At 33.4% G+C, this 13,731-nt stretch carries 11 protein-coding genes; 7 read left to right on the top strand and 4 right to left on the bottom strand.

The genetic code is table 11. The annotated features are described in order from the left end of the window. Positions 1-208: 208 nt before the first annotated feature. Positions 209-3,028 carry a sigma-54-dependent transcriptional regulator gene (locus ACTYA4_RS04000; protein WP_443480310.1) on the bottom strand — a complete coding sequence of 940 codons (2,820 nt, stop codon included), beginning with the start codon at positions 3,026-3,028 and terminating at the stop codon, positions 209-211. A 621-nt stretch (positions 3,029-3,649) separates the two neighbouring features. Here ACTYA4_RS04000 and ACTYA4_RS03995 point away from each other — a divergent pair. Then, complete coding sequence (locus tag ACTYA4_RS03995; protein ID WP_443480309.1) at positions 3,650-4,036, top strand: YidH family protein; 387 nt, start codon at positions 3,650-3,652, stop codon at positions 4,034-4,036. 236 nt (positions 4,037-4,272) lie between these two features. Here the strand turns inward: ACTYA4_RS03995 and ACTYA4_RS03990 are convergent, their stop codons facing one another. After that, positions 4,273-4,581, bottom strand: a complete 309-nt coding sequence (locus ACTYA4_RS03990; protein WP_443480308.1) for a (2Fe-2S) ferredoxin domain-containing protein — start codon at positions 4,579-4,581, stop codon at positions 4,273-4,275. Positions 4,582-4,833: 252 nt separating this feature from the next. Between ACTYA4_RS03990 and ACTYA4_RS03985 the strand changes: the two genes are divergently transcribed. Beyond that, positions 4,834-5,955, top strand: coding sequence for a 3D domain-containing protein (locus ACTYA4_RS03985; RefSeq protein ID WP_443480307.1), 1,122 nt, complete (start codon positions 4,834-4,836; stop codon positions 5,953-5,955). A gap of 307 nt (positions 5,956-6,262) precedes the next feature. Here ACTYA4_RS03985 and sacB read toward each other — a convergent pair whose 3' ends face one another. Beyond that, positions 6,263-7,714 (bottom strand): levansucrase, encoded by a 1,452-nt coding sequence (gene sacB / locus ACTYA4_RS03980; RefSeq protein ID WP_443480306.1) that lies wholly within the window; start codon positions 7,712-7,714, stop codon positions 6,263-6,265. Between the two features lie 1,218 nt (positions 7,715-8,932). Here sacB and ACTYA4_RS03975 point away from each other — a divergent pair. From ACTYA4_RS03975 to ACTYA4_RS03965, 3 genes are all read left to right on the top strand, one after another. Next, complete coding sequence (locus ACTYA4_RS03975; protein ID WP_443480305.1) at positions 8,933-9,127, top strand: hypothetical protein; 195 nt, start codon at positions 8,933-8,935, stop codon at positions 9,125-9,127. An 85-nt stretch (positions 9,128-9,212) separates the two neighbouring features. Further along, complete coding sequence (locus ACTYA4_RS03970) at positions 9,213-10,550, top strand: RNA-guided endonuclease TnpB family protein (RefSeq protein WP_443480304.1); 1,338 nt, start codon at positions 9,213-9,215, stop codon at positions 10,548-10,550. A 530-nt stretch (positions 10,551-11,080) separates the two neighbouring features. Then, the gene (locus ACTYA4_RS03965; RefSeq protein ID WP_443480303.1) at positions 11,081-11,896 is read left to right on the top strand and encodes a lipid II flippase Amj family protein; all 816 of its coding nucleotides are present in this window, start codon (positions 11,081-11,083) and stop codon (positions 11,894-11,896) included. A 98-nt stretch (positions 11,897-11,994) separates the two neighbouring features. On the opposite strand, the gene ACTYA4_RS03960 is transcribed toward ACTYA4_RS03965, so the two are convergent. Then, positions 11,995-12,423, bottom strand: a complete 429-nt coding sequence (locus tag ACTYA4_RS03960) for a MarR family winged helix-turn-helix transcriptional regulator (RefSeq protein WP_443480302.1) — start codon at positions 12,421-12,423, stop codon at positions 11,995-11,997. 121 nt (positions 12,424-12,544) lie between these two features. On the opposite strand from ACTYA4_RS03960, the gene ACTYA4_RS03955 reads away from it, so the two are divergent. Further along, complete coding sequence (locus ACTYA4_RS03955; protein WP_443480301.1) at positions 12,545-13,132, top strand: NAD(P)H-dependent oxidoreductase; 588 nt, start codon at positions 12,545-12,547, stop codon at positions 13,130-13,132. A 6-nt stretch (positions 13,133-13,138) separates the two neighbouring features. Then, positions 13,139-13,633, top strand: coding sequence for a hypothetical protein (locus tag ACTYA4_RS03950; protein ID WP_443480300.1), 495 nt, complete (start codon positions 13,139-13,141; stop codon positions 13,631-13,633). Positions 13,634-13,731: the final 98 nt, after the last annotated feature.

Below are 13,731 nucleotides of genomic sequence, written 5' to 3'. Positions count from 1 at the left end.
TTTCATTCTTTGTGAAAAAATAATGTTTTTTTTAATTCGTTGTTTTTTGGGGTGGTTTTTCCGTATTTAATACACTAAAAAATAAGAAGCACTCAAAAATGCTTCAAATGCTTCTTATTTTGATACACTATTCTTTTTTTTTTGAGGAATTGATACACTAAAAAGGAGCGGCAGCATGTTAATAAAACACTTTATCGATAATATTTTATTATCTTTTTCTCAAACATTTTTCTTTTATTTCTTCAGAAAGTAACTCGACAATATAATAAAACTCATCATCTGATAACATAATATTTAATTGTTCATTAATTGTACTGAAGCAGCTTTTGATTGTTTTCATCCTATTAGTTATTTCTTCCGTTATTCCTTCATGATAAACTAATTCGGTTTTCATAATGGCTCTTTCCATCGCAAAGGCAGTATGCATGACAATCTTGATAACGGTCGTATTTTTAAAATGCATATCCCACTCTTTTTCTAATTGTTGACAAAATAACAATAGGCTGGATGTGGCACGATATGGATTTAAGTAGATTAATGTTTTTTTCATGCCATCTTCACATAAACTGCGGAGAATAACATCTGAGTGGCTGTTTTTTATGGTAATAGCATGGTTATTAATCACCTGTTCGATTATTCGTTCCCCTTTTCCTTCAATAAAATCTTCTAAAGAAATAAAAGGAGCATTAATACGTGGATTTTTCACCCCAATGGAAACGATAATGCTGTATTTTTTTTGTATTTCTTCGATAGATTCTTTTAAACCTGCTGTTGAAATAGGAATAACATCGATAGGTTCATCTGCGATTTCTGCAATATAAGACTTTACCATTTCTTTTAAGCGCAAAGCAGTACCTTTTCCTGTAGAACATATTGTGATAATGGCTTTTTTTTCGACTGTTTTTTTTGGAGCAGGTTCTATAATAACTTCGCTGTCATTATGATATCGAAGCGATGAATAGATGGTATTTAAATCCATTTCTAAAAAATTCGCTTTTCTGACGGCATCGAGTACTAGTGGAGTAGAGACCATATCAATCGTTTTTACGGTTATTCCGGATTTTTCAATTATTTTTTCCTCGAAATAAAATAAAGATCCCATATCTACAAGCATTAATACGCCTTCGCCTCGGTCCGTTTCTTTCACAGCATGCACAATCGTATCAAAAACATCGTGGAAGCTAACGTCAAGAGGCATATCAACTGCTCTTATATTATGCTCCCCTAATAGCTCTTGTGTAACGTTTACGATAGAGCTTGCTGTAGATACTCCATGTGCTGCAACAACAATACCGACTTTACCTTTATTATTCCATTCATCGGCTGAAAGAAGGAGCAGTGCTAAATACATCACTTCTAGCTCAGGAAGTACAATATTTAATGTAGCTTCAATTAATTCTTTCATTTTAAGGGCAACTTTATATTCGTTTTGATTCTGCTGCATCGTTTCATATATATCTTGAAGCATAGGATTATCTTTTTTTAACCGGTTCTTTCTATTTAATAATCCTTCCAAATGCAAACTGATAAAATAAATAAATTTATCATTAAAATGTCGCTGCAGTATGCTTTGTGATAAAGAACGCAGCTCTTCTGCAAGCAAAAGCACTTTTTTATCTACTAAATTGGCTAGTTTTGAAAAGTTTTGTTTTGTCACTTGCTGATAAAAGCTTTTGATATGAACTTTAATATCGGTTGTTACAAATTTATTGATTTCGTCTTTATCAATTCCTTCATCTTTTAAGAGTCGGGCTTTATCTTCAATAATTTTATACATGTCAAATGGCAGCTCATATACATCATCCTCTAATAAATCTTCATTTCCTTCCCCTGTAATATTAATGATTGGATCGACGAACTTTGCGATTTCTTCATTTTCTTGACGGTTTCGAGGAAGAAGACTCAGCCTTTCCTTCATTTCAGGAGGAAGAGTTTTAGCATATAAATAAACGGCAGACTCTTGAATACTCTCTAGAAAACCGTGGGCACAAACGAGTTGAATATTGGATTTAAGCTGACCGATATTTCCAAATGTTACACTTCCGATTAATGCTCGCATTACATCCTCATGAACACGAATACTTTTCTGAATACGCACCGCTTCTTTTCCAAGCAAAAACTTTGTTAGTTCAATTTTTTCTTTTACTTGCCGTTCATGAAAAGATGGCATCGTGATGGTAATCGGTATTCTTCGTAAAAAAGTGTTGAGAAAAGAAGAAGAAGGATCTTCTGTTGTAGCGCTGATAATTAATACTTTTGCTTTCCGGTTTCTTTCTGTTTCTCCTAATCGATTAAACAGACCATTATCCATAAAATAAAAAATCATTTCTTGTCCTTCTGGGGGAAGGCGATGTACTTCGTCTAAAAACAAAATCCCTCCATCTGCTTTTTCTACCATACCTTGTTTATCGGAAGTGGCACCAGTAAAGGCGCCTTTTATATGTCCAAATAATTGAGAAAGAAGCAATTGGGGGTTATGATAATAATCGGCACAATTAAATACAACAAAGGCAGACTTTTCATCCATCGATTCTGCAAACTTTGCGTAATTATGCATCATATGAGCAAATAATGTTTTACCGGAACCAGTAGGACCGAGTATTAATGTATGCAGCCCCTTAGGAGGATACACAATGGCTGCCTTTGCCTGTTCCACTTGTTTTTTTAAACTGCCTTCTACGCCAATCAAAAGGCGGAATGGATTTTGATCATATGATTGTTGTCCCTTTTTTTTCTTTTCATATAATTCCTTTAACGATGGAATTTCTAAGATGCTGCGATCGATAATATTCCCGAAATGATGTTTGATAACGTCACGTGGGAGATATAGTACAGGTCGTTTTTTGATTTTTACAACCTTCCCTAATCGCACAAGATTATTTAATTCTAAGCTTACATTATTTCTTAACATCGCTAAGTCTTCTACTAATTCATTTGCAGAAAAACCTTCTTTTACTATTAGTTCATCTTTTGATAATTTTTCGCACTTATCAACTAATAATTGAAAGATACGTTCCATTCTTTTCATTGAATCACCTCATATTGTGAAAAGCACTTTTAAACTCCCAAATTAGGAGCAAGCAAGTACTGCTAATGATGATTATATGTTTGTAAACCTTTTCATAGAAGTTTGACAACGGAAATATAGATGTTCTTATTATTTATTTTAAGGGATAAACGGAAAAAAAGCTTTAAAAAAAGGAGAATAATTGTGTGGAATTAGTGTCAGTTGGAATGAATGAAAAAAGAAGGGATAGTATACGATGTAATGATTTACAAGGAATAAAAATCTGTCAAATTAATGGTATACTAAAGATATTCGTTAACAATCTATTTTCCCTTTTATGTTTTGGCTCTTTTCGTATAGATTGTTGTTATTTAACCCGAAGCGTGTGGTAAGCCTCGGAAAACCGAACGAAAACCTCTTCGTTGCTTGGATTGTCACTACATATATTTTATTGCATTCACTTTTTCAGTGGCCTCGCTATGCTCCTGTGGGGTCTCATCTTTCTCGCTTTTCCCGCACGCAGGAGTCTACGTGTATTCAGGCTACTCTGTATGTCAAAAATGTTTTTATTTATTCAAAAACTACAGACTTTTAGAAAACAGCCTATGTTTTACTAGTTTTCATTTAAGGGAGAAAGGACAAATGATGCAAGAGTTAGAGAAAACGAAAGATTCACAATATATTCAGCAGCATTTGGCAAATGAGCGTACGTACCTTGCGTGGATAAGAACTAGTGTTACGATTATTGGTGTAGGTTTTTTAATAACCAATCTTCACTTTTCTACGCATAAAACAAATATAAAAATAGCCAATTTGTTAGCTGAAATAGTTGGGTTATCATCTATTCTGGTAGGAATCGTTATTATCCTGATGAGCACTTATTCTTATTTTCATAAAGGGAAAGACATTAATCAGCAGTCTTTTCTATTTCCCAAGATATTAATTATTGTTTTATCTTTATTGATTATCATTATATTTATCGTCTTTGCTGTCTATTACTTGTTTGTTTGGGGCTTGTTAGGAAAGTAAAAAAAGCATCTAACGATAACTATACTGTTAACGTAGATGCTTTTTTATTTTGGCTGTTTTCGTATAGATTGTTGCTTTTAAACCCGCAGCCTGAATACACTTCGTCCGTTTAGCGAGCGTCCTCGTCTTTCTCGCATTCCCACAGGAGTCTACGTGTATTCAGTCTGCTAAGAAACACTTTTCCAAATGTATTATGTAAAAAACAACAAACTTTGAGAAAACAGCCTTTATTTTGGTTAAGCCTTAGCCAATGTATGTATCACTAAATCCGCAACCGGCTCACCGTTAATAAAATGTTCTTCTGTAATTCTCTCCACATCATCTTCTGTAACGTTGTAATACCAAACTCCATCAGGATAAACAAGGACAAAGGGACCATTTCCACACATTCCTAAACAGCCTGTTTTCGTTATTTTAATCTCTTTATATATGCCATGTTCAACAAATTGCTCTTTAAAAGCATCCATTACACTGTCAGCATCTGATTCACAATGTTGGCTTCCGCAATACAAAATATGTTTTTTTATTAAATTTAAACGACTCATTCACATCACTCTTTTCATAATAATGGAAGTTAACGTTAACATGTCTCCATTATATAGTGTAATGAATAGAAAATGAGCGTAAATGACATATTGTCGAAAAGTTGTCAATTATCTGAAAAAAGAAAAGAATTCCTTTCTTTTGATAATGTATCTCATCTGTAAAGAATTTTTAAGCGAAATGACTTTTTAGTTTAATTGGATTGTAACTTATTGGCACCTTTCTTATGGTATAACAATAGGGAAAGGGGTTTTATGATGCGTTCCTTAAAAAAAATGATGGTCATCGCACTGACAAGTATGTTTTTCCTGTCAACAGCAATAATGGCTCAAGCAGAAACGAATCAAGAATCACTGAAGAAAAATCAACGTGTAATGGACGAAAAAGTAGCAGAACAACAAAAAGTATTAAAAGAACTGGAAGCTGTACATAAAGATTTAGCAAATTTTAATAACGAATTGGAAAAAAATAAGAAAAGTATAGCTGCGTTGAAACAAGATATTGCAAATTCTCAAAAAAGGATAGAAGAGAAGAAAAAAGACATTGTGAAATTAGAAGATAAAGTACTTTCAAGAAAAAAAATCATGAAAGATCGCCTTGTCTCTCTGCAGCATAATAATCAAACGAATGTAGTTATTGAAGTTCTTGTTAATGCGAAGAACCTTTCCGATTTTTTAGATCGAGCAACGGCAGTTACAGTTATTTATAATATGGATAAAGAGATATTAGAGCAACAAAAAACAGATTTAGAAGAAATGGAAAAAGAAAAGCAAGAAATTGCAGAGGAAGAGAAAGAGCTGCAAAAGCAATTTCAATCATTGGCTGCCAATCAAGTAAATTTAGAAAAGAATTTGCAACAAAAACAAGAAGCGCTTGCTTCTGTTCAAAAAAAATATAAAACAATATCCAATGAGGTAAATCTTGCTAAAAAGGAAAAAGAAGCGATTCAATTGGAAATCAATCAGCAGCAAGATGATTTAAAGAAAGAGCAGCAAGAAGCGAAGACTAATAAAAAAACATTTACACAGCAAAAGCAAACAATAAAAAAAGCAGCAGCTGTTTCCAATACAAAAAAAGACAATGAAAGCGGAGAAGAAATATATGTGACAGCAACAGCCTATAGTCATGAAAGTGTAAGTTCGGAATTCACAGCGGTAGGGATTAATATTAAAAAGAATCCGAATATGAAATTAATCGCCGTTGATCCTTCTGTTATTCCATTAGGAACAAAAGTATGGGTGGAAGGCTATGGAGAAGCCATTGCCGGAGACACAGGCGGAGCAATAAATGGTCACAAAATCGATGTGCTAATGCCATCCAACAGCAAAGCAAGATCATGGGGGCGTCAAACAGTTAAAGTAGTGATTTTAGATTAAATTAAGAAAATATGGATTAATAGCTCTGCGGAAGTTCGCTTCTGCAGAGCTATTTGCTTTAAACGAATAGGACTTTTAAAATAGAGGCAGCCCGAATACACTTCGTCCGTTTAGCGACATACGCTCCTGTGTGGTCTCGTCTTTCTCGCATTTCTACAGGAGTCTATGTGTATTCAGTCTGCTGAGTACTTCTTCTCCCATTTTTTTACGTAAAAAACAACTAACTTTGAGAAAACAGCCAATTAAAAAAAGAAAATGCCGATATGCTTTCGACATTTTCTTTTCCTTAATATTATAAGGTTTTTTATTATTTAATTGTTAATTGGCCTTGTTCAAGAATGCTGTCTTTTACAACAGATGTTTTTGAACCTTTGATTTTCACTAAGAAACTTGGTGCGAAAGTAGCTTTATGATCTGCAAAGTAGCCTCTGTTTGTCATGTAGCTTGTGATTACTACATTATCACCTTTAACTTGTGGAATTGCAAAGTGAGCATAAGTCCAAGTGATGTCATATGGATTTAAGTCTTGATGCAATACTAGTCCAGTTCCGTTTAATGGTTTGTATGGTCCAGTGATTGAATCTGCTACATATCCTAACATGTAGATGTCTTCTTTATCAATTCCGTCAACGAACATTTTAGATCCACGTGTATCTGTGAATAAGTACCATTTTCCATCTTTTTCGAAAATGTTAGCACGTTCAATTTCATCTGTTACTATATTAGATGCAATAAGCGGCTTCATTACTTTTTTCAATGAATAATCATCATTTAATTCAACGATACCAAGTGCACCATTTGCTAATGAAGTGTAATATTTGCTTGGGCTTTGAAGCAATTTAGCTCTTTCTGCTTCGAAGAACTTTTTGCTGCCGCCATAGTATGCTCTATTATTGAACTGCTCTTCACCTTGATAGCCAGTTTCTGTTCCTGTGTTTGCTTCAAATACAAGGTATTTTTTACCGTTGTCTTCTACATAATGAGGATCTCTTAATGTATGGTTGTCATCAAAGTTGCCATTTCCGAAAGCTTGGTTCATAGTTTGGTAGTTTTTGCCGTCACCATCAAAAATCGATTTGAAATCTTCCACGCCATCCACTTTAAGCGTGTTGCCGTCTGGTTGAGATACGTTGATTTGAGCTGTTGTTAATGTTTGTTTACCAAAATATCCTTTTGATGCATCCCAGATTGAGCGATTTGTATAGAACAAGCGAACTTTTCCATCAGAAGTAAAAGTTGCAGATCCAGACCATTCTTCTGCTTGATTATGAAGAATAGGATCATTTGTATTAAATTTATCGCTGTCTTTAAATACTCTACCAGCAGATTTCCAAGCGTCAATTGAATTATCGCCTATTTTTTTATAGAACAAGTAAACAAATGTGTCCCATCCTCTTTTAGGATCTCCTGCTAAACCAAATGTGATTTCGTAGCCATTATAGTTTGCTACTGTTCCATCTGCGTTTTGCAGCGGCCAAGTATCCCAAACATCTAAATTAATAAGGTTTCCAAACTCATCGAAGCCTTTTGCTGATTCAACGTTTTTAATAGTCGATGCATCAAATTGAGGCACTTTAAATTGCTCGTTTGTTTGTTGCGCAGGAATTTTCAACGCATCAAAACGTGTAATGTGGGAAAAACCATAATCTTCTTTGAAACTCGTGCTTTCTTTTGCAGATGCTAGAGATGCACCACCTAACAGTAATGCTGTAGTAAAGGATACTGCTGTTGCTTTTTTAGCAATCTTTTTGATGTTCATGCTTTTTTTTCCCTCTCTTTTATATATGTATCTAAAAAGTTGGAAAACGATGTTAACCTGCTTTTTAGACCAAGAAATTGCCTCTGTGTTATTTATTTAGAATAGGTTGGATGCTAAATTAATATGATTCATAGTTTTGATTTGAAAACAATCGTTCAAACCAATAAATTATGTACAGTGTAACTTCGTAACATTGTCTACCTTTTTTTGATATGGAACGTAAATCTAATATTAACTTGTTTATATATAGCTATTTAATCGATTACCTTCATAACTTATTCAATACACAATGTACAAATATGAATATGAAACTATTAATGATTAGCCTCTATGAAGTCGGGCAAAATATTCTAAAAAAAATAACAAGATTTAATTTCAACACAAGATTACTTTGATAAGAAAGTTCAGTCAATTCGACCAAATGTAACAAACTTCTACATACAATCGTTATATGATAAAATATTACCAGGACGAAAATAATAAGTTTTTTCCATTTTATTAAAACAAGCTGGACGCAAAAAAATAATCCTATTTTTTCTTTTTTAAGAAAATATTTACTCTTTCTAATCAATGTTTATATGTTAACTTTTTATAAAAAATCTTTGCACAGCATACATTCCAAAGTTATTAAAATTAACTTTTATCGTTTCAACTCTACTATTTATTTTAATTAGGAATAGAATAGCAGAAGGTGTTGGATTTTAATCAATTACATTAATATTTTCTATTGTAAATATACTATTAACAGATCTGGGACAAAAGGATGAGATGGACTTTTAAACGAAATTAGGACCTTTAACATAAATTGTTTTTGGGAAAGCTGCTGTCACTCCCCTGAAAATATTAAAATTTGGTAAAAAATGATAGAGATATTATATAAAAGATAACTATCGTCCTCAATAGAATATACTGTATTTTCCAAATGTTATACTCTCTTATAGAACTATCCAGTACGTTCGAATAAAAATCTTAAATAAAAAGATGATTAAATAAATGAAATAAGAGCATGTTTTGAGTGATTTCAAAACATGCTTATTGATTTTTATACAGTTGGAAAGAGCGCATTTTTTACATCACAGAATTTTAGGCAAAGGAAGCCCATTCCTTCAGGTGTGGAGGAATGGGCTTTTTTTGAACATTTTGTTAAAAGGTACATTTGTTCCTTTTTGTTTGTTATAATTATTATACAAACAAACGTTCGTAAAGGGGGTTTTTGTAATGGCAAAGGAGACAACGCCTTCCTATGTAATAACGATGGAATTATGGACAAATCCTTCTATTATAAAAGATATTGAAAGCGATTTAGAAGTGAGTCGCGTCATTTATAATTCGTGTCTTGGAGAACTATTAAAACGTGAAAAACAAATGAAACGGACAAAGAAATATAAAAAATTAAGAAGATGCTGTTTCTAAAAAACTCTCCTATTATGAAACACAAAGAAACAAAGAGAACATACAATTCTATCAAAACGAGAAAAAGCAAATTATGAGGAAAATATTGGATATACAAGAACAATTGGAGTTAACGGAGTATGCTATGCACGATTATCTTAAAACCATTCGGAGCCATTTTGGAAATACATTAAATGTAGATATTGCTCAAAAGGCAGCTACTCGTGCTTGGAATACGTTTCATAAAAAATTGAAGGGTGAATCCAAGAAAGTAAACTTTATTAAACGCGGAGAAATGTTTAGTTTTGAAGGGAAGAAAAACAATATCGGCTGGTTTTATCGAAATGGAGCCATTGTTTTTAGAAAAACAAATATACATTTAATCATGAAAAAAAATGATTTGTACATGCAGGAAGCGTTGTCTAACATCGAAAACAACGTTGAATTTGAATACAAAACGAAAAAAGGCATGCTAAAAGAAGCTTTCCATAAAGTGAAATATGTTCGTATTGTAAAACGTGTAATACGAGGGGAAACTCGTTATTTTGCACAATTGATTGTTCAAGGATTTCCTCCAGCGAAACGAAATAAAGATGGATCATTCAAGCATCAAATTGGAAAAGGTCGTGTTGGCGGAGACTTAGGAACTTCTTCTATTGCAGTCGTTGGAGAGAATAACGTTCTCTTAACGAATTTAGCTGAGATTGTGATGAATCAATCAAGAAAAATTCGATTGATTCAAAGAAAAATGGATCGTTCAAAACGAGCTATAAATCCGAAAAATTATCATCAAGACGGAACCATTAAAAAAGGAAAAAAGACGTGGATTTACTCCAATCGTTATTTGAAGTTGAAAGCCAAAATAATAGAATTATACCGTAAACAAGCTGATAACAGAAAACAATCTCATCGTACATTAGTTAATAGACTGCTCTCTTTCGGAGATGAACATTACTGGGAAGAAATGAACATAAAGAGTTTGCAAAAGCGTTCTAAGAAAACAGAAATCAATGAAAAAACAGGAAAATATAAACGTAAAAAGCGTTTTGGGAATAGCATTGGACATCGAGCTCCTGCGATGTTTATAAGCATACTTGAACATAAAGTAAAAGCTCAAGGCGGAATGTTTAAGAAAGTGAATACAAGAACATTCAAAGCTAGTCAGTATAATCATAAGACAAATGATTATACGAAAAAAGAATTGAAAGAAAGGTGGCACATCTTTGATAATGGGACAAGCATTCAGCGAGATTTATATTCGGCGTTTCTGTTGATGAATTCCAATCAGACAGGAACAAAAACTAATAGAAAACGTTGCAAAGAGACGTTTGAGCTGTTTCGATCTTTACATGATAAAGAAATAGAAAGAATAGAGAAACAAGGTATGTTGGTGTTAAATTCAGGTATTCGATTAAAAAACAAAAAAACTGCTGCAGCAGTTTAAAATATAATGGCGGTGTGACCTACCGAGTCTGTGAGGACCATAGATGCAGTCGCAAATGGCAACAGAGGTTGCTTTGGCTGTGAAAGTTCTGAATAAACCTTTTAAACATAATGTTTATTAATGTCAGTGCTTCATTCCCAAGCCGTCTACTTGTAAGAGTGTGGAGTGTGTGAATGTACTTGTACATGTATGAATGAAGAGAAGCAAGAGTTTTTCAGAACCCCATTGCTTTAGCGGTGGGAGTGTCAGATTAATGAAATAACAATAAATAGTATAAATATGGTAATATAAAAAATAAAGCTGTTTTCGTATAGATTGTTGCTTTTAAACGCGCAGCCTGAATACACTTCGTCTGTTTAGCGAGCGTCGAGTCTCCTCGTCGCATACGCTCTGCTTAAGTCTCGTCTTTCCCGCATTCCTACAGGAGTCTACGTGTATTCAGTCTGCTGAGTACTGCTTTTCCCATTTTTTTATGTAAAAAACAACAAACTTTGAGAAAACAGCCAAAAATAAAAAAGCAGGTAACTATTTTGGAATTTATCACTGAAAAACTATTGTTCATCTCTTTATTTATTTTGATCATTCATTCAATCGAAACACTTGCGTATGCAGTTCGATTATCTGGTGCAAGGGTAAAACTATTAGCCTCTGCTTTATCTTTATTTAACGTAATGGTTGTATTTTCTCGTTTTTCGAATATGATGCAGCAGCCTTTTACAGGGAGTTTAATAGACAATGCTCCTAAAGAACATAAGCTGGAATTTGTAGAAAATCAATTTAGAGTTATTATTGGTGCTGCATCATTAGGCACAATTTTAGGAATTCTCTTGCTTCCTACTTTTATTGCTCTTTTTTCTAGAGCCATCATTCATTTGTCGGAAGGGGAAGGTTCTGTTCCTTCCTTATTGAAAAAAGGTTTTACTTTAGAATTCATTAAGCGGGGCTTAAAACATATACACCTACCAAGGCTTTCTTATATAAAGGATATTCAGTTGAAAAATATCCCAGTTAAATTATTTCTTATTAATATGGTCGTAACAGCAGTCTATACCATTGGAGTGATTGCTGCTTTATATGCGTCGTTATTGGCTCCTGAAAGAGACTCAACAGCAATAATGGCATCAGGACTTATTAATGGAATAGCCACTATTTTACTTACTATTTTTATTGATCCGAAAATATCTATCCTTGCTGATGGTGTCATTAATCAAAAGGGAAGCTACCTTCAATTAAAAAGTATGTCGATCATGATGATTACTTCTCGCGTAGCAGGAACGCTGCTTGCTCAACTTTTGTTGATTCCAGGAGCTGAATACATTGCTTGGCTTACTAAGTTTATTGCATAGTTTGATTGGTTTTGTCATTCGATAGAGTGATGATCAAAGAGAATCTTGTCATGGATAGAAATAATCGTTTCTGTCCATGACAAGATGTATTAATCAGCTTAATAAAATAGTTTTTTGTGCAGTATTTCTAAGGCTCGGTCCATCTCCTCTAATTCTTCTTTTGAAGCATCTTGTATTCGATTTAGGAAACCCGTTTCTACATATTTAAAGGCTTCGTTCATCATTGTTTTCCCATTATTTGAAAGACGGATAAATTGTTTTCTTCGATCCTCCATATCTTCCAATTTTTCAATTAATTTTTTTTCGCTTAATTTTTTCAGCTCACGACTTGTATTCGGCATGGACATGTGCTGACAATCACTAATTTCACTAATGGTAACGGGCTGATTTACATATATATATTTAAGAATATTAAATTGAACCGGAGTAACGGTATCCAGTTTAGCGTTTTTTGTTAATTCATGTGTCACTTGATGAACAGAAGTTGTAAACACGATAAATTTCTGAAAAAAATCTTTCTTGTCCAAAATTATCACCTCGTATTAACAAGATAGCAAAATAATTATCAAAAAACAATTATCATTTGACAATTAAAAGAGATAGGATTATTATTTAGTTATCAAATGATAATTAAAGGGGAATGGCGATATGAACATGCTTGTTATTTATACACATCCTAATCACAAGAGTTTAAGTTATGCATTTTTGCAAAAAGTTATCAAAGGAAGTAGTGAGAACTCCAATATTAAAGAAGTTCAGGTATTAGATTTGTATGAAGAAGGGTTTGATCCGAGGCTTGTATTTAATGAGACAAAACGAAGACGTGATATGCATAGTGACCCGAACTTAGAAAAATATAGAAAACAAATTAGTTGGGCCGACAAGATTGTTTTGATCTATCCGATCTGGTGGGGAAGACCTCCTGCCATGCTCTTAGGATATATTGATCAACTATTTGCTTCTGGCTTTGCCTATAACGATAAAGGGGGACTTTTACCAGAGGGACTCTTGAAAGGAAAGTCTGTCGTGTGTATTTCCGCCATGAAGGGGCCAACACATTATCCATTGTTTTTCTTAAATAATGCGCATAAAATGTTAATGAAAAAAGCCCTTTTTAATTTTGTAGGCATCAAAAAAGTGAAATTTTTTGAATTTGGCAATATGGAAAGTCCAAAAGGAAAACAAGCGGAAAAATTGGATAAAATCTATCGTTATTTTAAGAACATAGATCGTTAAGGGGAAATGACAAGGAGTGAGGATTGTATAAATACTTTCATACTTTATTATAAAATGTACGAAAACAAAGTAGAGGCTATCGATTATATAGATTGGACAATTGCTATGTTGAAAAGCGGTTATTCGAGTGACTCTCTCCTTATTTTAAGTTCCTTGCAAGAGCCTCTGAATTTATTTGAGGTAGAGGATTATTTTAAAAGATCAGTGAAGGAACTGAATATTTATAAACCGTCATATGAGGAATGTGCAAGAAGCTTTATTGTCCACTTATCGGAAATGATATTGGCTGGCGGTAATAACATGGTTGAAGTTGCCAATGAGATATATAGCGTAGTGAGGAGTTTGGAATATCCTGAGGATCTAATAGAGTGGTATAAGATAACTGAATGGATGGATGATTTTCGTTATGGCGACAATATATCCAATATAAGTGAGCAAACATTGACCGAAATGATAATCAAAATAGCAAAGAATCAAATAGGACGTTATGTATCCAAGTAAGTTAGAAAGGGTACATAACACTTTTTTATTATGAAAGGCTGTTTTCGTATAGATTGATGCTTTTAAACTCGCAGACTGAATACACTTCGCTTTCCGTG

Source organism: Niallia yueguangensis (assembly GCF_052663115.1).
This window is presented reverse-complemented; position numbering and strand designations above follow the sequence as displayed.

Bases quoted from the DNA above. Each gene is read 5' to 3' on its own strand.
- ACTYA4_RS04000 (WP_443480310.1), bottom strand. From the start codon at position 3,028: ATGAAAAGAATGGAACGTATCTTTCAATTATTAGTTGATAAGTGCGAA.
- ACTYA4_RS03995 (WP_443480309.1), top strand. From the start codon at position 3,650: ATGATGCAAGAGTTAGAGAAAACGAAAGATTCACAATATATTCAGCAG.
- ACTYA4_RS03990 (WP_443480308.1), bottom strand. From the start codon at position 4,581: ATGAGTCGTTTAAATTTAATAAAAAAACATATTTTGTATTGCGGAAGC.
- ACTYA4_RS03985 (WP_443480307.1), top strand. From the start codon at position 4,834: ATGATGCGTTCCTTAAAAAAAATGATGGTCATCGCACTGACAAGTATG.
- sacB (WP_443480306.1), bottom strand. From the start codon at position 7,714: ATGAACATCAAAAAGATTGCTAAAAAAGCAACAGCAGTATCCTTTACT.
- ACTYA4_RS03975 (WP_443480305.1), top strand. From the start codon at position 8,933: ATGGCAAAGGAGACAACGCCTTCCTATGTAATAACGATGGAATTATGG.
- ACTYA4_RS03955 (WP_443480301.1), top strand. From the start codon at position 12,545: ATGAACATGCTTGTTATTTATACACATCCTAATCACAAGAGTTTAAGT.
- ACTYA4_RS03950 (WP_443480300.1), top strand. From the start codon at position 13,139: ATGACAAGGAGTGAGGATTGTATAAATACTTTCATACTTTATTATAAA.